General features: G+C 72.8%; 19 protein-coding genes. 12 read left to right on the top strand and 7 right to left on the bottom strand.

Annotated features, from left to right (window positions below; translation table 11 throughout):
• Positions 1–128: 128 nt before the first annotated feature.
• Positions 129–596 carry a nickel-type superoxide dismutase maturation protease gene (gene sodX, locus K377_RS28000; protein ID WP_146614763.1) on the top strand — a complete coding sequence of 156 codons (468 nt, stop codon included), beginning with the start codon at positions 129–131 and terminating at the stop codon, positions 594–596.
• On the opposite strand, the gene K377_RS27995 is transcribed toward sodX, so the two are convergent.
• On the bottom strand, positions 479–1129 hold the full coding sequence (locus tag K377_RS27995; RefSeq protein ID WP_111666331.1) for an ABATE domain-containing protein: 651 nt from the start codon (positions 1127–1129) through the stop codon (positions 479–481). The genes sodX and K377_RS27995 overlap by 118 nt on opposite strands.
• 111 nt (positions 1130–1240) lie before the next feature.
• Here K377_RS27995 and K377_RS27990 point away from each other — a divergent pair, with 111 nt between their 5' ends.
• Complete coding sequence (locus K377_RS27990; protein ID WP_111666330.1) at positions 1241–1999, top strand: trans-aconitate 2-methyltransferase; 759 nt, start codon at positions 1241–1243, stop codon at positions 1997–1999.
• Positions 2000–2405: 406 nt separating this feature from the next.
• On the opposite strand, the gene K377_RS27985 is transcribed toward K377_RS27990, so the two are convergent.
• From K377_RS27985 to K377_RS27975, 3 genes are read right to left on the bottom strand one after another with little or no spacing between them, the layout of a single operon-like run.
• The gene (locus tag K377_RS27985; RefSeq protein ID WP_111666485.1) at positions 2406–3158 is read right to left on the bottom strand and encodes an amino acid ABC transporter ATP-binding protein; all 753 of its coding nucleotides are present in this window, start codon (positions 3156–3158) and stop codon (positions 2406–2408) included.
• 17 nt (positions 3159–3175) lie between these two features.
• Positions 3176–4123, bottom strand: coding sequence for an amino acid ABC transporter permease (locus K377_RS27980; protein WP_111666329.1), 948 nt, complete (start codon positions 4121–4123; stop codon positions 3176–3178).
• A gap of 42 nt (positions 4124–4165) precedes the next feature.
• A complete protein-coding gene (locus tag K377_RS27975; RefSeq protein ID WP_111666328.1) occupies positions 4166–5134 on the bottom strand; it encodes an ABC transporter substrate-binding protein in 969 nt (322 codons plus the stop codon).
• A gap of 566 nt (positions 5135–5700) precedes the next feature.
• Between K377_RS27975 and K377_RS27970 the strand changes: the two genes are divergently transcribed.
• The 4 genes from K377_RS27970 (at position 5701) to K377_RS27955 (ending at position 8913) form a co-directional block, all read left to right on the top strand.
• Positions 5701–6915, top strand: a complete 1215-nt coding sequence (locus K377_RS27970; RefSeq protein ID WP_111666327.1) for an NADP-dependent malic enzyme — start codon at positions 5701–5703, stop codon at positions 6913–6915.
• Positions 6916–7049: 134 nt separating this feature from the next.
• Positions 7050–8012, top strand: coding sequence for a zinc-binding dehydrogenase (locus tag K377_RS27965; RefSeq protein ID WP_111666326.1), 963 nt, complete (start codon positions 7050–7052; stop codon positions 8010–8012).
• A gap of 122 nt (positions 8013–8134) precedes the next feature.
• On the top strand, positions 8135–8344 hold the full coding sequence (locus K377_RS27960) for a helix-turn-helix domain-containing protein (protein WP_111666484.1): 210 nt from the start codon (positions 8135–8137) through the stop codon (positions 8342–8344).
• Positions 8344–8913, top strand: a complete 570-nt coding sequence (locus K377_RS27955; protein WP_111666325.1) for a Clp protease N-terminal domain-containing protein — start codon at positions 8344–8346, stop codon at positions 8911–8913. Before K377_RS27960 ends, K377_RS27955 begins: the two co-directional genes overlap by 1 nt.
• A 138-nt stretch (positions 8914–9051) precedes the next feature.
• Here the strand turns inward: K377_RS27955 and K377_RS27950 are convergent, their stop codons facing one another.
• Together K377_RS27950 and K377_RS27945 are read right to left on the bottom strand one after the other, a co-directional pair.
• Positions 9052–10191, bottom strand: coding sequence for a helix-turn-helix transcriptional regulator (locus K377_RS27950; RefSeq protein WP_111666324.1), 1140 nt, complete (start codon positions 10189–10191; stop codon positions 9052–9054).
• A gap of 1 nt (position 10192) precedes the next feature.
• Positions 10193–11086, bottom strand: coding sequence for a DUF4097 family beta strand repeat-containing protein (locus K377_RS27945; protein WP_111666483.1), 894 nt, complete (start codon positions 11084–11086; stop codon positions 10193–10195).
• 186 nt (positions 11087–11272) lie between these two features.
• Here K377_RS27945 and K377_RS27940 point away from each other — a divergent pair, with 186 nt between their 5' ends.
• A complete protein-coding gene (locus tag K377_RS27940) occupies positions 11273–12088 on the top strand; it encodes a hypothetical protein (RefSeq protein ID WP_111666323.1) in 816 nt (271 codons plus the stop codon).
• A gap of 18 nt (positions 12089–12106) precedes the next feature.
• Here K377_RS27940 and K377_RS27935 read toward each other — a convergent pair whose 3' ends face one another.
• Positions 12107–12289, bottom strand: a complete 183-nt coding sequence (locus K377_RS27935; RefSeq protein WP_003961784.1) for a DUF6104 family protein — start codon at positions 12287–12289, stop codon at positions 12107–12109.
• 176 nt (positions 12290–12465) lie between these two features.
• On the opposite strand from K377_RS27935, the gene K377_RS27930 reads away from it, so the two are divergent.
• From K377_RS27930 to K377_RS27910, 5 genes are all read left to right on the top strand, one after another.
• Positions 12466–12969, top strand: a complete 504-nt coding sequence (locus K377_RS27930) for a CU044_2847 family protein (RefSeq protein WP_146614762.1) — start codon at positions 12466–12468, stop codon at positions 12967–12969.
• Between the two features lie 80 nt (positions 12970–13049).
• Positions 13050–15044, top strand: a complete 1995-nt coding sequence (locus K377_RS27925) for a trypsin-like peptidase domain-containing protein (protein WP_146614761.1) — start codon at positions 13050–13052, stop codon at positions 15042–15044.
• On the top strand, positions 15044–16048 hold the full coding sequence (locus tag K377_RS27920) for a MoxR family ATPase (RefSeq protein ID WP_111666320.1): 1005 nt from the start codon (positions 15044–15046) through the stop codon (positions 16046–16048). The genes K377_RS27925 and K377_RS27920 overlap by 1 nt, the downstream gene beginning before the upstream one ends.
• 4 nt (positions 16049–16052) lie before the next feature.
• Positions 16053–19325, top strand: coding sequence for an SAV_2336 N-terminal domain-related protein (locus K377_RS27915; RefSeq protein WP_111666319.1), 3273 nt, complete (start codon positions 16053–16055; stop codon positions 19323–19325).
• A gap of 73 nt (positions 19326–19398) precedes the next feature.
• Positions 19399–19623 (top strand): FXSXX-COOH protein, encoded by a 225-nt coding sequence (locus K377_RS27910; protein ID WP_111666318.1) that lies wholly within the window; start codon positions 19399–19401, stop codon positions 19621–19623.
• Positions 19624–19652: the final 29 nt, after the last annotated feature.

Raw genomic sequence — 19652 nt, 5'->3', positions numbered from 1 at the left:
TCTCAGGTGGGACATTACTCCGTGCAGGACGGGTTTTCTCGGGTGCCCCCGGGGGCTTAGGACAAAAGTCCAGGGTGAGACTGGGACTGGTGGAGGATGGGACCGCAAGGGACCGGGGAGGTTGTCTGATGCCCGAGACGGCGGCGGAGGAAGCGCGGGAGGGCAGGGTGCCGTTCCAGCTCATCGAGGTGGAGGGGCCCTCCATGGTGCCCACCCTGTATCCGGGGGACTGGCTGCTGGTGCAGCACGGCGCGCGGGTGCGGGCGGGCGACGTGATCATCCTGCGCCACCCGTTCCAGCAGGACCTGCTGGTCGTGAAGCGGATCGCCGAACGGCGCGAGGGCGGCTGGTGGGTGCTCGGCGACAACGCCGCCGCCGGCGGTGACAGCACCGTCTACGGCGTGGTCCCCGACGAACTGGTGCTCGCCAGGGTGCGCGGGCGGCTGCGGCGCCGCAGGCCGTGGGCGGAGGGGGAGGGTCAGCGCTCGGTGGGGGCCGTGCTGTCCTGGGCGTTCTCCGCCGTACGTCCCGTGCGCTCGGTACGGTCCGTGCGCTCCGTGCGCTCCTCGGCCTCCAGGCGCTTGCGGGCCCGGTAGGCGGCGACGTTGGCGCGGGTCGCACAGCGGTCCGAGCAGTAGCGGCGCGAGCGGTTGGTGGACGTGTCCAGATAGGCGTTGCGGCACGGGGCCGCCTCGCACAGGCCGAGCCGGTCCACGCCGTACTCGGTGAGGTGGAAGGCGAGGCCCATCGCGGCGATCGCCGCGTAGCCCGCGGTCGCGTTCGACGGGTGGTCCGCGAGGTGCATGTGCCACAGCGGCTTGCCGTCGTCGTCGCGGTGGTCGTGCCCGGAGACCTGCGGGCTCACCGGGAACTCCAGGAGCAGCGAGTTCAGCAGGTTCACGGCGAGTTCCTCGTCGCCGCCGTCGGCCGCCTCGAACACCGCGCGCAGCCGTCCTCGTACGCTCCTGAAGCGGGTCAGGTCGGCGTCCGTGGCCCTGCGCGCCGCGTCCTGGCTGGCGCCGAAGAGCTCGCGCACCGTGTCGACCGTGGTCAGGGAGTCCTTGCCGCGGCCCGGCTCCTCGGTGTTGACGAGGCGCACTGCGTAGTCCGAGTAATAGGCCAGTTCCACTTGTAGTCCTTACCGGGGCGGGCTATCGTCGTCCGACGTGAGCGTAATGCTCACTTCTGCTTTCAGGGTATTACGCACCGCGGGGAGCGGTGCCCGTACGGGAGGCCTTCCATGACGACTCGGACCACCACCGACTGGCGCTCCTGGCAGGAGAGCTGGGACCGGCAGCAGGAGTGGTACATGCCCGACCGCGAGGAGCGGTTCCGGGTCATGCTCGACATGGTCGAGGCGTGCGTGGGGACGGCGCCCCGGGTGCTCGACCTCGCGTGCGGTACGGGAAGTATCACGGACCGGCTGCTCACGCGGTTCCCGCGCGCGACGAGTGTGGGCGTCGATCTCGACCCGGCGCTGCTGGCCATCGCCCGCGGCACGTTCGAGGGGGACGAGCGGGTCTCCTTCGTCACCGCCGACCTCAAGGATCCCGACTGGACGCGGGCGCTGCCGCACGACTCGTACGACGCCGTGCTCACCGCCACCGCCCTGCACTGGCTGCACGCCGAGCCTCTCGCCGCCCTCTACGGTCAACTCGCCCCGCTGGTGCGGGACGGGGGTGTGTTCATGAACGCGGACCACATGATCGACGAATCGACTCCGCGGATCAATGCCGCCGAGCGGGCTCTTCGGCACGCCCGGATGGAGCGGGCCCGGGGCGGCGGGGCCGTGGACTGGGCCGACTGGTGGGCGCTGGCCGCCGCCGATCCGGTGCTGGCCGGGCCCACCGCGCGGCGGTTCGAGATCTACGGGGAGCATGCCGACGGGGTGACTCCGTCGGTGGGGTGGCATGTGTCGGCGCTGTTCGGGGCCGGGTTCGGGGAGGCTCGGGCCGTTTGGCGGTCGCCGAGTGATGCGCTGGTGTTGGCTTTGCGGTGACGGTGACGGGTGCGGCTTTCGTCGTGGCTTGTCGCGCAGTTCCCCGCGGCCCTGGGTTGTACGTCGGCTGACGGCCGGTGGCCGCTTCTCGCGCAGTTCCCCGCGCCCCTGATGGGTTGTCGGTCGGGTGCGGTGCCGTCGTGGCTGGTCGCGCAGTTCCTCGCGCCCCTGGGTTGTACGTCGACTGACGGCCGGTGGCCGCTTCTCGCGCCGTTCCCCGCGCCCCTGATGGGTTGTCGGTCGGGTGTGGCGCCGTCGTGGCTTGCCGCGCAGTTCCTCGCGCCCCTGGGTAGTTGGTCACGCGCGGGCCGGTGGCCGCTTCTCGCGCCGTTCCCCGCGCCCCTGAGGTGCGCACTTCGTGCGGCATCTCATCACCAGGGGCGCGGGGAACTGTGCTGCCGTGTGGCTACAGGACCTTCGACAGGAACGACTGGGTGCGTTCGTGGCGGGGGTTGGTCAGGACGTCGCGGGGGTGGCCCGATTCGACGACCACGCCGCCGTCCATGAAGACGAGGCTGTCGCCGACCTCCCGGGCGAAGCCCATCTCGTGCGTGACGACGACCATCGTCATGCCGGACTCGGCGAGGTCGCGCATGACGTCCAGGACGTCGCCGACCAGCTCCGGGTCGAGGGCCGACGTCGGCTCGTCGAACAGCATCAGCTTCGGGTCCATCGCGAGCGCGCGGGCGATCGCCACGCGCTGCTGCTGACCGCCGGAGAGCTGCGAGGGGTAGTTGCGCGCCTTGTCGGCGAGACCGACCCGCTCCAGGAGTTCCCCGGCGCGGGTCCTCGCCTGCGCCTTCGACTCCTTCTTGACCTGGACCGGCGCCTCCATGACGTTCTCCAGCGCCGTCATGTGCGGGAAGAGGTTGAAGCGCTGGAAGACCATGCCGATGTCCCGGCGCTTCAGGGCGACTTCGCTGTCCTTCAGCTCGTAGAGCTTGTCGCCCTTCTGGCGATAGCCGACCAGTTCACCGTCGACGTAGAGCCGGCCGGCGTTGATCTGCTCCAGGTGGTTGATGCAGCGCAGGAACGTCGACTTGCCGGAGCCCGACGGGCCGATGAGGCAGAAGACCTCGCCCTGCTTGACCTCCAGATCGATGCCCTGGAGGACCTGCACGTTGCCGAAGGACTTGTGGACGCCCTCGGCCTTGACCATCGCGTGCTGCCGCTCGCTCATGCCATGCCTCCGTTCGGGCGGCCCACCGAGAAGACGCTCGCGCGCACCTTCTGCCACGGCGTGGGCGGCAGCTGACGGCTCGTGCCGCGTGCGTAGTACCGCTCGATGTAGTACTGCCCGACGCTCAGGATCGACGTCATGATCAGGTACCAGGCGGCCGCCAGGAAGTACATCTCCACCGGCGAACCGGACTGCTGGCCGATGTCCTGCGCGGCCCGGAAGAGCTCGTTGAACTGGACCGCCGCGACGAGCGAGGTGGTCTTCAGCATGTTGATGACTTCGTTGCCGGTCGGCGGCACGATCACCCGCATCGCCTGCGGGATCACGATGCGGCGCAGCGTCTTGGAGTGGCTCATGCCGAGCGCGTGCGACGCCTCGGTCTGGCCCTCGTCGACCGAGAGGAGACCGGCGCGGCAGATCTCCGCCATGTACGCCGCCTCGTTGAGGCCCAGGCCGAGGAGGGCCGTGAGCAGCGGCGTCATGAAGGACGACCAGTAGTCCTTGTAGATCGGCCCGAGGTTGATGTACTCGAAGACCAGGCCCAGGTTGAACCAGATGAACAGCTGGACCAGGACCGGCGTGCCGCGGAAGAACCAGATGTAGAACCAGGCGATCGAGCTGGTCACCGGGTTCTTCGACAGGCGCATGACGGCGAGCAGGATGCCGCCGACGATGCCGATCACCATCGCGAGAACCGTCAGCAGGAGCGTCTTGCCGACGCCCGTCAGGATGCGGTCGTCGAAGAAGTAGTCGGGGACCGCACCCCAGTTGATCTTGCCCTGGCTGAAGGCGTAGATGATCGAGCCGAGGAGGGCCAGGGCGATGACGGCGGCGACGTAGCGGCCGTAGTGCCGCACCGGGATGGCCTTGATGGTCTCCGGGTGGGCCGCGGGCGGCGGGGTGTCCTCGGGGCCGCCGCCCGTCTTGTCTATGTCAACAGACACGGATGTTGCCTTTCAACGACGCGTCAGGCGTTACGGATTGCCTTACTTGCCGCCGTTGACGGTGGCGGCCTTCACGGCACCCGCCTCGACGCCCCACTTGGCGATGATCTTGTCGTACTCGCCGTTCTTGATGACGGCGTCGAGCGCGGCCTTGATGGCATCGCGCAGCTGCGTCTGCGACTTGGCGACGGCGATGCCGTACGGGGCCGCCTCGACCTGGTCGCCGACGATCTCGAAGTCCTTGCCGCCGCCCGAGGTCTTCACCGCGTACGCGGCGACCGGGAAGTCGGAGGAACCGGCGTCCGCGCCGCCCGAGCGCAGCCGGGTCTGCGCCTGCTGGTCGTCGTCGAAGGCCTGGATGCCGAGCTTCTTGCCCGACGGACACTTCTTGGCCTGCGCCTTGGCGAGGTCGTGGGAGACCGTGCCGCGCTGCACCACGATCTTCTTGCCGCACAGGTCTTCCCAGGTCTTGATCCCCTGGGTCTTGCCCTTCGGCGTGTAGATGGAGACGCCGGCGTTGAAGTAGTCGACGAAGTCGACGCCCTCGCCGACCTTCTTGCCGGTGTCGGAGTCGATGCCGTCCTGGCGGTCCTTGGTGTCGGTCATGGCCGACATCGCGAGGTCGTACCGGTTCGAGCGCAGACCCGTGACCAGGGTGTCGAACGTGCCGTTCTGGAACTCGAACTTCACGCCGAGCTGCTTGCCCATCGCGTCGGCGAGGTCGGGGTCGATGCCGATGGCCTTGCCCGACTTGTCCTTGAACTCGACCGGCGCGTACGCGATGTCCGAGCCGACCCGGATGACGCCCTTGTCGCGGATCTCCTTGGGGAGCTTGCCCGCGAGCGGCGCGCTCTCGGTGGAGGACTTGCCGGAGTCGTCCGACTTCGTCTGGTCGCCGCAGCCGGTGAGCAGCAGCGTGCCGGCGACCGCGATCGCGCCGGCCGCGGCTATCCGGGTCTTCACGGACTTCCCGGCCTTCGCGGTCGAGCGGCGGGTGGTGCTTGCGGTCATGGTGGGGTCCTCCGGCAGGGATGGGGGAGTGGCCGTCAGGGTCGCTGGGGCACACGCCTTCGGGTGTCGCGACCTGCGTGATGACGCATCTTGCCATTCGGACCGGGTCGTTCAGGGGCGCGGTGATGTCAAAATCGGATAACGGGTGACTCAAGTCGGTCAACAGGTCGGCACATCACGGTGCATGGGGCCTACATCATCTGCGGACGTATCGCCCACCGGCCGGAGGATCTCCGGCGAACCGCCCGCCGTCTCATTATTCGGTCGCTTCTTCGCGTCTCGCTCGGGTGCGTCTCCCTGACGTGTCCAGACATGTGGCTATGAGTCATGTCACCGCCGCGTGATCGATCACGAATGGGCTCGTCCGCGGCACGGTCCGTCGGGTAAGAAGGTTCTTTACACCCCTCATCCGGGGCTCAGGGCGCGCGTGCGGCGCGCCCGTCGTGTACGTACCCGCGCAGCCGGCCACAAACGGGCCCGGCTGGGACGTACGCGGTGCCCGCCCGCTCCTCAACCAGGAGCGGACCCACCCTCAACGAAGCAATAAGACTTAAGGGGTCAGACAAGTGGCAGCGGAGATCGTCAATCCTCGCAGCGACGCGAATACCGGCAACGAAGGCGCTGACGAGCCCTTCGATCCGGCCTTCGCACTGCACCGTGGCGGCAAGATGGCCGTGCAGGCCACCGTGCCGGTCCGCGACAAGGACGACCTGTCCCTGGCGTACACGCCCGGCGTCGCGAAGGTGTGCAGCGCGATCGCCGAGCAGCCGGAGCTCGTCCACGACTACACGTGGAAGTCGAGTGTCGTGGCCGTCGTGACGGACGGTACGGCCGTGCTCGGACTCGGGGACATCGGCCCCGAGGCCTCCCTCCCGGTGATGGAGGGCAAGGCCATTCTCTTCAAGCAGTTCGGCGGCGTGGACGCCGTGCCGATCGCGCTCGCGACGAAGGACGTCGACGAGATCGTGGACACCGTGGTGCGCCTCGCGCCCTCCTTCGGTGGCGTGAACCTGGAGGACATCTCGGCGCCGCGCTGCTTCGAGATCGAGCGCAGGCTCCAGGAGAAGCTGGACATCCCGGTCTTCCACGACGACCAGCACGGCACCGCCGTCGTGACGCTGGCCGCGCTGAAGAACGCGGCCCGGCTCAGCGGGCGCACGCTCGGCGAGCTGCGCGCGGTGATCAGCGGCGCCGGTGCGGCGGGTGTCGCCATCGCGAAGTTCCTCCTGGAGGCGGGCCTCGGCGACGTGGCGGTCACCGACCGCAAGGGCATCGTCAGCCGGGACCGCGAGGACCTCACGTCGGTCAAGCGCGAGCTGGCCGAGATCACCAACAAGGCCGGTCTGTCCGGTTCGCTGGAGGACGCCCTCGCGGGCGCCGACGTCTACATCGGCGTCTCCGGCGGTACGGTCCCCGAGCCGGCGGTCGCCTCCATGGCGCCGGGCGCCTTCGTCTTCGCGATGGCCAACCCGAACCCCGAGGTGCACCCCGACATCGCCCACAAGTACGCGGCCGTGGTCGCGACCGGGCGCTCGGACTTCCCGAACCAGATCAACAACGTCCTGGCGTTCCCCGGCATCTTCGCGGGCGCGCTCCAGGTCCGGGCCTCCCGGATCACCGAGACGATGAAGATCGCCGCCGCGGAGGCGCTGGCCGCCGTGGTCGGGGACGACCTGTCGGCCGAGTACGTGATTCCGTCGCCGTTCGACGAGCGGGTGGCGCCGGCCGTCACCGCCGCCGTCGCGGCCGCGGCACGGGCCGAGGGCGTCGCCCGGCGCTGAGTGCCGAGCAGCGTCCGCTGGTCGAGGCCCCGCTCCGGCGGGGCCTTTTCCGTTGCCCGGGCCGCTGGCTAGAGGACGTGTGTCACAGGTGGGAGTGGTTCCCCGGGCGGGGCACCGGCCCTATCGTCAAGGTCATGTTCGCCGCCTACGCAGCCCGCATCGACCGTGATCAGCCGCTGAACGGCCTGGAACTGGGGGAGCGGCCCGCCCCCGAGAACCGGCCCGGCTGGACCACCGTGAACGTCAAGGCCGCCTCCCTCAACCATCACGATCTGTGGTCCCTGCGCGGGGTCGGGCTCGGCGAGGAGTCGCTGCCGATGATCCTCGGCTGCGACGCCGCCGGGATCGACAGCGACGGCAACGAGGTCGTCCTGCACTCCGTCATCGGCGAGACCGGCCACGGCGTCGGGCCGCGCGAGCGCCGCTCCATCCTCACGGAGAAGTACCAGGGCACCTTCGCCGAGCAGGTCACCGTGCCCGCGTGGAACGTGCTGCCCAAGCCCAAGGAGCTCTCCTTCGAGGAGGCCGCCTGCCTGCCCACGGCCTGGCTGACCGCGTACCGGATGCTGTTCACCAACGCCGGGGTGCGCCCCGGTGACTCGGTGCTCGTGCAGGGCGCGGGCGGCGGTGTCGCGACCGCCGCGATCGCCCTCGGCAAGGCCGCCGGGCTGCGGGTCTTCGCCACCAGCCGGGACGAGGCCAAGCGCAAGCGGGCCCTGGAACTGGGCGCGGTCGAGGCCGTGGAGTCCGGCGCGCGGCTGCCGCAGCGGGTGGACGCCGTGATCGAGACGGTGGGCGCCGCGACCTGGTCGCACTCCGTCAAGTCCCTCAAGCCGGGCGGCACTCTGGTGATCTCCGGCGCCACGAGCGGGCCGAACCCGCCGGCCACCGAGCTGAACCGCATCTTCTTCCTGGAGCTCAAGGTCGTCGGCTCGACCATGGGCTCCAAGGACGAGCTGGAGGACCTGCTCTCCTTCTGTGCGGCCACCGGCGTGCGGCCCGTCGTCGACGAGGTGCTGCCTCTGGACCGGGCCCGCGAAGGGTTCACGAAGATGGCCGGTGGCGATCTGTTCGGCAAGGTCGTGCTCTCCGTCTGAGCGGGAGCCGGTCCAGGTTCTACGAGGTTCAAGGGCGTCCCGGGTTCTCGGGGCGCCCTTTCCTTTCGCCCTGCGTGTCAATTTTGGTTGACAGCGCCTTCGCGTCAACCTACATTGACAGCATGACCGAGGCAACGGATCTCGCCGAGCAGGCGGGCGCCCGCGACCCGCGCGTCGGATTGCGGGCGGTCGCCGCGCTGCGGCGGCTGCTTGAGCAGCTGGAAGCGGTACAGGTGCGCAGTGCGCGCAATCAGGGCTGGTCGTGGCAGGACATCGCGGCCGAGCTGGGAGTCAGTCGACAGGCCGTGCACAAGAAGTACGGGAGGCGATGATGTTCGAACGGTTCACCGAGGCGGCCAGGGCCGTCGTCAAGGGAGCGGTCGTCCACGCGGAGCGCGAGCGTGCCGAGCGGGTCGACGAGGGGCATCTGCTGCTCGCGCTGCTGGAGCGGCGCGGCAGCCGGGGCGCCTTCGTGCTGGACGCGCTCGGGCTCGCCGACGAGGCGCGCCGCGCGGAGATCGGGCGGGCCGTCGGGGCTGCCCGGCGCCGGGCGGGGCTCTCCCGGGCCGACACCGAAGCCCTTGCCGGGCTGGGGATCGATGTGGACGAGATCGTCGCGCGGGTCGAAGAGGCCCACGGGGTCGGGGCGTTGGCCGGTGGGCGGCGCGTCGGTGGGCGCCGGGCCTTCACGGGCGAGGCCAAGAAGGTGCTGGAGGGGGCCTTGCGGGTGGCTGTGCGGCACGGGGATCGGTCCATCGGCGATGAGCATGTGCTGCTTGCGCTGGTGTCCCGGGGCGGTAGTTCTGCCGCTGAGGTGTTGGAGGGGTTCGGGGTGGGTGCCGGGGCCGTGGAGCGGGTGCTGTACGGGGGGTACGGGGGTGAGGGGCGGGTCGCCGGGTGACCTCGGCCCGTGCCGGGGCTGAGGCCACGGGGCTCCGCCCCGGACCCCGCTCCTCAATCGCCGGAGGGGCTTGATTGGGGACCCGTCCGCTGCCCGATGGGGGGGGCTTGAGTGGGGCTCCGCCTCTCGCCCCGCTCCTCAATCGCCGGAGGGGGTTGATGGGGGATCCGTCTCCTGACCGCCGGAGGGGCTTGATGGGGGGTCCGTCTCCTGACCGGCGGAGGGGCCTGGATCGGGAGCGGTGGGAGTGGTTCCCTCCGGTGACAGTGTCGCCGCGATGTGGCCCGCCGCCTTCGCCAAATGGGCCCGTGTCGAACGGAGTTGGTCCTCCGTGATGCCGTGGTCGCGGGCCCTGTCGCGGATGTCGTCGCGGAAGCGGTCCAGGAGGCGGTCCAGGTCGCGGGACGGGGTGCCGGTGGGCTCCTCCGTGGCCCAGGACGGGACATACTCGGCCGGGACCGTGTCCGGCGCGGGGCGGAACTCGGGCTCGGGCGCCGGCTGTGTGCGCGGAGTGTCCTTGCCGAAGCTCTTGCCGAACTCGCCGAACTCCTTGGCCAGTTCGGCCAGGCCCTCGCGGACGCCCGTCGGCCAGTCGCCGCGTGTGAAGTGGTCCTGCACCTGGTCCTGGACGCGCCGCGCCATGCGCTGGAACTCCTCCTGCGCCTGCTCCCGCACCTGGTCCTGCGCCTCCTTGGCCTGGCGGCGCGCCCGCTGGGCCTCCTCGCGGGCCCGCCGGCTCTCGTCCTTCGCGCGCCGTGCCTGCTCCTTCCACTCCTGCTTGGCCCGGCGCATCTCCTCCTTCGCGGCCCGCCAGGAATCCTTGTCCGTGAAGTCCTTGAGGTCGCCCAGATCGCCCAGGTCACCGAGCTTGCCGAAGGGGTTGCTCCGGGTGCGGGTGCCGGCCGCGGCGGCCCGCACCTCGCGGCGCAGCTCGCCGGCCGCGCCCCGGACGTCGTCGCGGATCTCGGCCGCCAGCTCGGCGACCGACTCGCGGATCTCCAGCTCCAGATCGGCCAGCTCGCCGCTGCGGTCGGCCAGCTCGGCGCGGCCCGCGTCCGTGATCGCGTACACCTTGCGGCCGCCCTCGGTGGTGTGGGTGACCAGCCCCTCGCTCTCCAGCTTCGCCAGGCGCGGATAGACCGTGCCCGCCGAGGGTGCGTACAGCCCCTGGAAGCGCTCCTCCAGGAGGCGGATCACCTCGTAACCGTGGCGCGGGGCCTCGTCGAGCAGCTTGAGGAGGTAGAGCCGAAGGCGTCCATGGGCGAAGACGGGAGACATGTCAGAGCACCTTCTTGTCGGCGGGGCGGTCCTGCGGGGCGTCGTGCGGCTCTGTGTCGGACGGATCGTCCAACGGCTCGTCCTCGCCCGGCGGCCTGCGCAGCAGCGCGATCGAACCGGAGACCGTCGTCGCCCGCAACTTCCCCGAACCCGCGCCGAGCCGGCCGGTGATCTTGTGGGCGCCCCACTGGCCGGAGACCCGGAGGCCGTCGAAGGCGTTCGACACCGCTCCGCTCGCCGTGTTCGCCTCGACCTCGGTGTCCGCCGGGTGCGGGATGCGGATGGCGATCTCGCCGGAGACGCTGCTGAGTGCCACGTCCGTGGGGCCCGCCGGATCCAGGTCCACGATCATCGAACCGCTCACGGTGTCCGCCTTCACGAAGGACCCCGAGCCCTCGACGACGGTCAGATCCCCCGAGACCGACTGGAACCGGAGGTCACCCGTGACCGCCTGGGCCTCGACGCTGCCGGAGACCGTGCTGGTGCGGACCGGCCCGGTGACGCCCACCAGGGTCGTGTCGCCGGTGACGCCCTTCACCTCCGTACGGCCCGCCATGCCGGAGACGACCGCGGCCGCGCCGACCACGCCGACCTCGACCCGGGTCCCCGTGGGAACCGCGAGCGTGACCACCGCGCTGCGCCGGAAGTCCTTGCGGTCGAACCACTTCAGGAAGCCCTTCCAGGGCAGGTCGTCGTACACGACCGAGAGCACGCCGTGCTCCTGGCTCACGCGCAGCGGTGGCCCCTCCAGGTCGGAGACCTCCAGGCGGGCGGAACCCTCGTCGGTGCCCACCACGTTGACCGTGCCGTTGACGATGCGGACGTGCAGCGTCGTGACCGGATCGTCGAAGACGAGTTTCTGCGGTTCCGCGACGGACCACTCGGACTCGGACATGGTGCGACCTCCCTCGGTGGCGAGCGCGGACGACTGCCGGTGCGACACGCCATATCGCGTTCCCTGCAAACACGATATATCGCGGATGGGGAAAGTCAAGACTGTCGCGAACGTCCGTCTCGCGCTCGCACTCCCAGAGGAGGTCATTTGTGGTCCGAAGCGGGCAAATTGCCCTAGCGTGGGTTCATGCCGTCCCCCGAACCCGCCGGTGCCCTGCTTCTCTGCCGCGCCGAACCCGCCGTCGTCGGACCCGCCGCGCAGCTCCTGCGCGAGCGGATGGTGCTGGCCCGGGCCGGACGCGAGTGGAGCGTCCTCGTGCCCGAGGCGAAACCCTGGCTGACCGGCGAGGAGTCCGTCGAGCGGGTGCTCGGCGGCTGGGCCGGCGCGCTCGCCGTCGGCGCCCCCTGGCCGGTGCTCGCGCTGTGGTGGGACGCGGACCGCGGCGGCTTCACGCTCGCCTCCGGCTTCCGGCGCCCGGTCGGGTACGTCTGGCTGGCCAACGGCACCCCGGTCGGCGAGCACGAGGCCCTGCGCACCTTCGCCGCCCGCCTCGGCCTCGACCCCGTACACGACATGCAGTCCCTCGAAGCCCTCACCGCACCCGACTCCGAGGCCGACGCCCGGGCCCGGCTGCGCGGTCTGCTCGCCGTCCTCACCCGCGCCGGGCTCACCCTGCCCGCCGGACTGGGCCCCGGCGAGCCCGCCGACCGGCTGCGCGAGGTCGCCCGCGTCCAGCCGGACGCGGAGCAGGTCGATTGGCCGGGCTGGCGGGACGCCGTGCACGCCGAGCTTGACGTCGTGGAGGGCAGCGGCATCGGGCCCTGGGTGCGCGGCCCCCGGGCCCGCTGCGTGGCCGCGGCCCACCTCGCCGCCGGAGTTCCGCTCGCCCTCTACGGGCTGCGCCGGCGCAGCGCCGGCTGGGCCACCGCCGGGGCGATCCTGCTCGTCCACGGCGCGCTCGGCTTCGTCTACGACCGCGTGCGCGCCGCCCGCGGCGACTGATCCGCCCCCGACGGGGCCCTACTCGTCCTCGTCCTCGTCGTCCAGCCGCGCCAGCCAGGTCGCCAGCCGCTCCACCGGCACTTCGAAGTCCGGGTTCAGGTCGACGAACGTCCGCAGCTGCTCGGCGAGCCACTCGAAGGTGACCTCCTCCTCGCCGCGCCGCTTCTCCAGCTCTTCGATGCCACGGTCGGTGAAGTACAAGGTCTGCTCCGTGCGGATGACGAGATGACTGATTGACGGTGATTCCTGGCCAGGATAGGCCGACCCTGCCGCCGGGCTCGCCCCGAGGTCGTCCCCGGCGTTAGCCTGGTGAGTCAACTCTTCTGTTTTCAGGCTGAGTTGGTGATGCGTTGCGGCAGTCGGGGGACGGGGGCGCGGTGACACAGGACACGTCGCGGGACGGTGTGACGGGGCGGGACGATGTGGTGCGTGTGCAGGTCGGGGGCAGACCCGTCCTGCTGCGGACGGCCGACGTGGGCGCGCTGGTGCCGACGCAGAGCGGATACGCCGACGCGGGACGGGTGACCGACCGGGTGGCCCGGGGCGTCGAGGGCCTCGACGACCTCATCCGCGGGGTCGGCACCGCGATGCGGCAGGCCGCCGCCGCCGTCCGGCCCGACGAGGTGACCGTCTCCTTCGGCGTCGAGCTCGCCGTCAAACCGGGCGCGGTCGTCTCCCTGCTCGCCGCGAGCGAGGCCAAGGCGGCCCTGACCGTGACGCTCGCCTGGCGTACCGGCGAGGACGCGACGGCCGACCCCGAGCCCGATCCGGAGCCCGATCCGGACCCGGCTCAGAACGCGGCTCCCGGCCCGGGCTCCGGTCCGGCCCCGGGCACCGGCACCCCCACCGGCCCCTCGACCACCTCCGGCGCAGGCTCGTAGTGCCGGACCACGGCATACCCGACGGCTCCACCGGGCGCGAAGAAGAGGCGGCGCGAGCCTTCGCGGTCTTCGATGCGTCCATGCTGGCCGCTTGTGTACGCGTCCACGCCGTCCGCACCGGGTATGCAGAGACAAGACACGGGCCGGACGCCGCCGGCGGGGAGCACGACGCGTACGACACATGGGGCAGCGGCGTCTTCGTGGCCCCCGGATGGGTGCTGACCTGCGCCCATGTGGTCGTCAAGGGGCTGCGGGGCACGGGGGAGGGGGGTGCCGTCGTGGGCAAGGAGGTCGGCGTCACCTTCACCGACTCCGGCGGCACCGAGGGCGTCGCCGTCGCCGTGGTCGACTGGGCCGCCCCGCAGGAGCCGCCCGACGACCACGGACAGGTCTGGCCCGCGCCCGACATGGCGCTGCTGCGACTGCGCGACCCCGTCTCGCACGACTGCGTCTGGATCGGGGACCGGCCCCGGCCCGGACTGCGGGACGTCGCCTACTACGGGTGCACCGACGAGTTCGGGGAGCGCGAGATCACCGGCCGGCTGGCCCGCCTCTCCGGGGAAGCGGGCAACGGCGCGTTCGTCCGGCTCAACCGCCAGGACGAGGTGGAACCCGGCATGTCCGGCGGACCCGTCCTGGACCTCCGTACCGGCGCGGTCGTGGGCCTGGTCAAGGCGAGCAGGCCCGGCCGCCCCGGCGGGCTCACCGTCGCCGTCACCCAGCTGCGCCACAGCCCGTACTACGTCCAGGTCGTCCACGCCCACGACCGCTGGCACCTGGACCGGCTGCGGGACGGCAGCGGACGCGTCCCGGCCTGGGCCTATCTGCGGCGCAAGTGCCAGGTCAGCGACGGCATCGACCCCGTACACCGCACGACCCTGCTCGGGCTGCTCGCCGAGTTCGCCCCGCCGGCCCGCGCGGACCGGGTCACCGAGCTGGCGCTCGACGCCCGCGGCGACCCGTTCGAGTCCGCCTTCGGCCCCGCCGCGCTGACCTGGCGCGACGGGCTCGGCCTGCTGTACGAGCCGCCGGAGCGGCACGCGACCGCAGCCGCGCTGCACTACGTCGCCGCGGTGGCCGCCGACGGCGACGTGACCCTGCCGCCGGACGTCGAGACCGAGCTGTGGCGGGTCGTGTTCGACCAGGCCACGTGGCACGACGCGCGGGTCCACGCCCAGATCCGGGTGCGCTACGACGACCTCCAGCTGCGCCGCGCGAGCCGCCGCGGCGACCCGCCCGTCCGCCGGCCCGCACCGGGCGGCGGCGACCCGGCCGTCACCGTCGGACCGACCGCGCTGCTCGAACTGTGGCGGGACGCCTGGGAAGGCACGTACAGCTGGCGCGTGGGCGTCCTGTACGCGCGCGGCCGCGCCGAACCCACCGTCTCCGGCACCAGCGACGACGAGGAACAGCTCGAACGGGACGTGGCCGGGCCGCTGCGCGCCGTCTTCCGCAGCGTCGACCGCGGCGACGACGACCCGGTCAGGCTCGAAGTGGCCACCGCGCCCGAGCTGTTCACGCTGCCCGTCGAGGAATGGTCCGTCGACGGCGACGAGCCGCTCGGCGTCCAGCGCCCGGTCGTCTTCCGCCACCAGGGCGTCCGGCCGCACGGCGAGCGGGGCGCCGCACGCGAGCGGGACCGGTGGGCGCGGCTGTGCGCGGAGCCCTTCGTCACCGAGCGGGCCGACTGCGCGGACGGCCGCCCGCGCACCGTCGACCCGGCCTGGCTCGACGCGCTCGCCGACCACACCGTTCCCGTGTACTGCCGGGCCACCGACACCGAACCGACCCTCGGCGCCCTGCACGCCGCCCGGCGCGGCGGGTACCCGGTCGCCCTGGGCCGAAGACCCGGCCCCGTGGGGACCGACGGAGCCTGTGCCGACTTCCATCGCGGGATGCGCGAGGGGCTCGGCGCCGTCCGCGTGGCACAGCTCCCGTACGAGCTGAAACGGCTGCGCGGCGAGGTCTTCGCCCGCGACCACGACTCCTTCTGGGCCCTCGGCCTCGGCCTGGTCCTGGACGACCCCGCACACCCTCTGCCCGGCGACGACGAGGCCCTCTACGGGGAGATCTGATGAACGACTGGCTCATCTACCGCGGTGTAGGCGTCCCGCACGACGGCATCGAGCGGCTGCCCGCCCCGCCGCCGTGGCGCGATTTCGACGGTACGGTTCCCGCCGCGGGCGCCGCGCAGACACCTCCCGACCCCGGCACCGGGCGGCGCCTCGGCCGGGTCGCGCGCGAGCAGCTCACCGACGCCCCGGACGCCGAACAACTGGACGTGGTCAACGCGGCCCTGTACCTGCGCCGCCCGCTCCTCGTCACCGGCCGCCCCGGCACCGGCAAGTCGACCCTCGCGCACGCCGTGGCCCACGAACTGAAGCTCGGCCGCGTCCTGCGCTGGCCCGTCGTCTCCCGTACGACACTCCAGGACGGCCTCTACCGCTACGACGCGCTCGCCCGCCTCCAGGACGTACAGGTCGCCGCCAACGCGGGCCGCCCCGAGGACGTCCCCGGCATCGGCGACTACATACGGCTCGGCCCGCTCGGCACGGCGCTGCTGCCCGGCGCGCGCCCGCGCGTCCTCCTCATCGACGAGCTCGACAAGAGCGACATCGACCTGCCCAATGACCTGCTCAACGTCCTGGAGGAGGGCGAGTTCGCCATCCCCGAGCTGGAGCGCGCCGCCGACCGGCAGCCCGAGGTCGAGGTGCTGACCGACGACGGACGCAAGGTCACCGTGCGGGGCGGCCGCGTCGCCTGCCGCGCCTTCCCCTTCACCGTCCTCACCAGCAACGGCGAACGCGACTTCCCCGCCGCCCTGCTGCGCCGCTGCATCCACCTCGAACTCGCCCCGCCCGACGAGAAACGGCTCAGCGCCATGGTCAAGGCGCACCTCGGCGCGGAGGCGGCCGAGCGCGGCGCCGAACTGATCCGGGAGTTCCTCGTCCGCTCCCAGCACGAGGTCATCGCCGCCGACCAGCTCCTCAACGCCATCTACCTCACCCACTACGCCACACCGCCCACCCGGGAGAACCTCGCCGACCTGCTCGTCCAGCGGCTCGACCGCGCGAGGTGACCCGGTGAGCGCCCCGCGGGACCCCATCGCCCGCCTGGCGGGAATGCTGCGTACCGCCGGGCTCGCGCCGACCCCCGAGGAGGTGGCCGACGCGCTCTGGCTCGGCGAGCACATCACCGCACCCGACGCCACGGCCCCCGCACCGCCCCGGCCGCCCGACGACGGACCGGCCGCGCCCGACCCCGTGCCGGTCACGGACGCACCCGCGCCGCGGCCCGCGTCCGGCGAGGACGGCGGCGGCACGGCGCCCGCCCGGTTCGACCGGCTCGGCCTGTACGCCCGCGCCACCCGCCCCGCCGACGGCGACCGGCGCCGGGCCGCGGGCACCGAACCCGAGGGCCTGCCGGTCCGCGTCGCCCTGCCCGCCGCCCTGCCCCGGGTCCTGGACATCCAGCGCGCGCTGCGCCCGTTGCAGCGGCTGCGCCCGCCCGGCACGCGCCGCCGCACCGTGCTCGACGAGGCGGCCACCGCCGACGCCAGCGCCCGCGCGATGGGGCTCACGGTGCCGGTGCTGAGGCCCGTCGACCGCCGCGAGGCCACCCTGCACCTGGTGCTCGACGCGTCGCCCTCCATGGTCGTGTGGCACGAACTCTTCGACGAGCTGCGCGGGGTGTGCGAACGGCTCGGCGCGTTCCGCGACATCCAGGCCCACTACCTGCACGGGCTTCCCGACGGCACCCCGGCCCTCGGCGCCGGACCCGACCCGCGCGGCGCCGCCCACCCCACCGACCGGCTGCGCGACCCGACCGGCCGGTCCGTCACGATCATGGTCAGCGACTGCGCGGGACAGCTGTGGCGGCTCGGCCTGGCCCAGCGGCTGCTGCACCGCTGGGCCGAGTGCGCCCCGGTCGCCGTGCTCCAGCCGCTGCCCCACCGCATGTGGCGCCGCACCCATCTGCCTGCCGAGCCCGGACTCCTGTACCGCGGCGAGGGGCCGGGCGCACCCCTGCGGTTCCGGCCGCGCGCCCAGCCGCTGGGCGGGAGCGGCGGCCGGTCCGTGCCGCTGCTGCCGCCCAGCGCGTCCGCGCTCTCCGCCTGGGCGCGGCTGCTCGCCGGGCTCGGCGCCCGCCCGGTGCCCGCCGAGACCGGCCGGGTGCACGCCGACCACCCGGCGACCGCGCCGCCCGCCTCGGCGCCGCAGCGCACCCCGGCGGAACTGGTCAGCCGGTTCCGCTCGGTGGCCTCGCCGGACGCCATGCGGCTCGCCGTCTACCTCTCCGCCGCGCCGCTGATCCTGCCCGTGATGCGACTCGTCCAGCGCACGATGCTGCCCGACTCCGGCCCCGCCGAACTCGCCGAGGTGCTGCTGAGCGGACTGCTGCGGCGCACCACCGAGACACCCGCCGAGCCGGCCGCACCCACGGCCCGCGCCTTCGACACCCAGGGCGAGAGCTACGCGTTCGTCCCCGGAGTACGGGACGTGCTGCTCGGCCCGATCACCCGCGACGACGCTCTGCTCGTCCAGAAACACTGCTCGGACTACGTCGAGCAGCGCTTCGGCCGCCGCGCCCGCGCCTTCCTCGCGCTGGCCATCGCCCAGATCGACCGCGACCGCCCGCCCGGCGACCCGGCCGTGCCGCCCGCCCCACAGGACACCGACGCCGCCGACGACAACGGCCGGGCCGGAGCCGTGCTCCCGCGCGCCTTCGCCGAGGTGTCCGCCGCCGTCGTCCGCCGCTTCATGGACCCGCCCGTACCGTCGCCGGGCCCGACACCGACGGTCCCCGGCGACGCCGTCCACGACCAGGCCGTCCGCACCGCCCGCATCCTGCTCGCCGACCACGAGCGCGACGGTAACCAGAGCGGCCTGCACTCGGCCGCCGCGCTGCTGCGCCGCGTCCTGGCCGCCGACCCCGCGCACGAGGACGCCGGGTTCGAACTCGGGCGGGTGCTGCTGCGGCTGTGGAGCGTGACCCACGAACCGCGCCTGCTCGACGAGGCCGACGCGGCGATGCGCTCCGCGGCCGCCGTCCCCGGCATGATCCGGGCCCGCGCCGTGCTCGGCCAGGTCCTCTACGAGCGTGCGCTCGCCGCGCCGGGCGGACTCGACCCGGCGCTGCTCGTCGCCGCTGAACAGGAGTTCGCCACCGTCTGCCTCGCCGAAGGAGTCGAGTACGAACTCGGCCTCGACTGCGCGGTACGGCGGGCGCGGATCCTGCTGCGCCTGCACCGGCTCGACCACGACGAGGTCCATCTGCGCGACGCCCGCGCCGCCCTGGAGGAGTTCGAGCGGCGCGAACCGTCCGGCAAACCCGACCCCGGACTCCACCTCGCCCTCGGACAGGTGCTGCTCGCGCTCGCCGAGAGCACCGGCGACGCCGCCGACGCGGGCCAGGCGGCACGCCAGCTCACCGCGGGACTGGCCGCTTTGGGCACCCGGGCGGCCCCCGCGCGCCGCGCCAGGGCCCGGCTCGACCTCGCCCGCGCCCTGCGCCACGTGCCCGGCGCGCTCGACCGGGCCCTCAACGAGCTGGCCCTCGCGCTCGACGAGGCCGACGACGACCAGCGGCTGCGCCTGGACCTCCTGATCTGCGCCGGACGCGTCCGCCGCGCCCGCTACGACCTGCGCCGGGACCCCGCCGACCTGGCCGCCGCCGACGAGGCGTACGCGGCGGCCCGCCGGCTGACCGGCCGCGACGGCCACGACTATGCGTCCCTGCTGCCCGAATGGGCCGACACCCTCCTGGAGCGGGCCCGCGTCGCGAGCGGCGCCGACCGCGCCGTGCACGTACACACCGCCGTGCAGGTACTGCGCGAGGCCAGGACCGCGCTGCCCCGCGACGACGCCCGGGTCCCCGCGCGGCTGCTCGCCCTCGCCGCCGGCCTGCGGCTGCGCCACGGCCTGGAGCACGACCCGGTCGACCTGCGCGAGGCCGAATACCTGCTCGCCCAGGCCGCCCGGTCCGCGGGCGACCCGCTGGCGGCGGCCCGCGCCTGGGCCGAGCACGGCGACGTACAGCGCGAACTCCACCGCGTCACCGCGGACTTCGGCTGGCTGGAGCACGCCGCCGACTCGTACCGCAGGGGCTGGCGGACCGCGCTCACCGTGTCCGGCGGGCCCACCCGCGTCCAGGCGCTGTGGCAGGCGGCCCGCATCCAGCAACTGCGCGCGGAGGTGCTGGAGGCGATGGGGCGGCCGAGGGGCGCGCTGGAGGCGTACCGGTCGGCGCTCGAACTGTGCGAGGAGGCCGGGGCCGGTGAGGACGGCGGGGGCGGATCAGGGCCGCCCGATCCCGCCGCGCTGCGGGCCCGGATCGAGGCCCTCGCGGCGAGCTGAGCGGCGGCCCGCGCCGTTTTCGGACGCGGGCCCGAGGGAAAGTCCACGGGACACGGAATAAGGAGCCGAACCGATGAAGGACCCGAACGACGCGGCGACGGTCGCGACCGGCCACACCGCGACGCCCGCCGACTACGCGGGCCGGCTGGTCGATCTCAGGGGGTTCGACCTGGCCGAACTGCGCGACCTCGACCACCCGGTGCTCGCCGAGGTGATCGACGACCTGCTCGCCCGCATCATCGACCCGGTCTCGGTGCTGGCCGAGTACACCCAGAGCATCGGCAACGACGGGCGCTGACGCCGCATCGCGTGTTCCGCACCAGGCCC

The sequence above is a fragment of the Streptomyces sp. PsTaAH-137 genome (genome assembly GCF_003259365.1).
Classification (GTDB): domain Bacteria; phylum Actinomycetota; class Actinomycetes; order Streptomycetales; family Streptomycetaceae; genus Streptomyces.
The sequence above is the reverse complement of the archived record's forward strand: the minus strand, read 5'-3'. Positions and strand labels throughout refer to the sequence as shown.

Bases quoted from the DNA above. Each gene is read 5' to 3' on its own strand.
- sodX (WP_146614763.1), top strand. From the start codon at position 129: ATGCCCGAGACGGCGGCGGAGGAAGCGCGGGAGGGCAGGGTGCCGTTC.
- K377_RS27990 (WP_111666330.1), top strand. From the start codon at position 1,241: ATGACGACTCGGACCACCACCGACTGGCGCTCCTGGCAGGAGAGCTGG.
- K377_RS27985 (WP_111666485.1), bottom strand. From the start codon at position 3,158: ATGGTCAAGGCCGAGGGCGTCCACAAGTCCTTCGGCAACGTGCAGGTC.
- K377_RS27975 (WP_111666328.1), bottom strand. From the start codon at position 5,134: ATGACCGCAAGCACCACCCGCCGCTCGACCGCGAAGGCCGGGAAGTCC.
- K377_RS27965 (WP_111666326.1), top strand. From the start codon at position 7,050: ATGTTCGCCGCCTACGCAGCCCGCATCGACCGTGATCAGCCGCTGAAC.
- K377_RS27960 (WP_111666484.1), top strand. From the start codon at position 8,135: ATGACCGAGGCAACGGATCTCGCCGAGCAGGCGGGCGCCCGCGACCCG.
- K377_RS27955 (WP_111666325.1), top strand. From the start codon at position 8,344: ATGTTCGAACGGTTCACCGAGGCGGCCAGGGCCGTCGTCAAGGGAGCG.
- K377_RS27950 (WP_111666324.1), bottom strand. From the start codon at position 10,191: ATGTCTCCCGTCTTCGCCCATGGACGCCTTCGGCTCTACCTCCTCAAG.
- K377_RS27945 (WP_111666483.1), bottom strand. From the start codon at position 11,086: ATGTCCGAGTCCGAGTGGTCCGTCGCGGAACCGCAGAAACTCGTCTTC.
- K377_RS27940 (WP_111666323.1), top strand. From the start codon at position 11,273: ATGCCGTCCCCCGAACCCGCCGGTGCCCTGCTTCTCTGCCGCGCCGAA.
- K377_RS27925 (WP_146614761.1), top strand. From the start codon at position 13,050: ATGCTGGCCGCTTGTGTACGCGTCCACGCCGTCCGCACCGGGTATGCA.
- K377_RS27920 (WP_111666320.1), top strand. From the start codon at position 15,044: ATGAACGACTGGCTCATCTACCGCGGTGTAGGCGTCCCGCACGACGGC.
- K377_RS27910 (WP_111666318.1), top strand. From the start codon at position 19,399: ATGAAGGACCCGAACGACGCGGCGACGGTCGCGACCGGCCACACCGCG.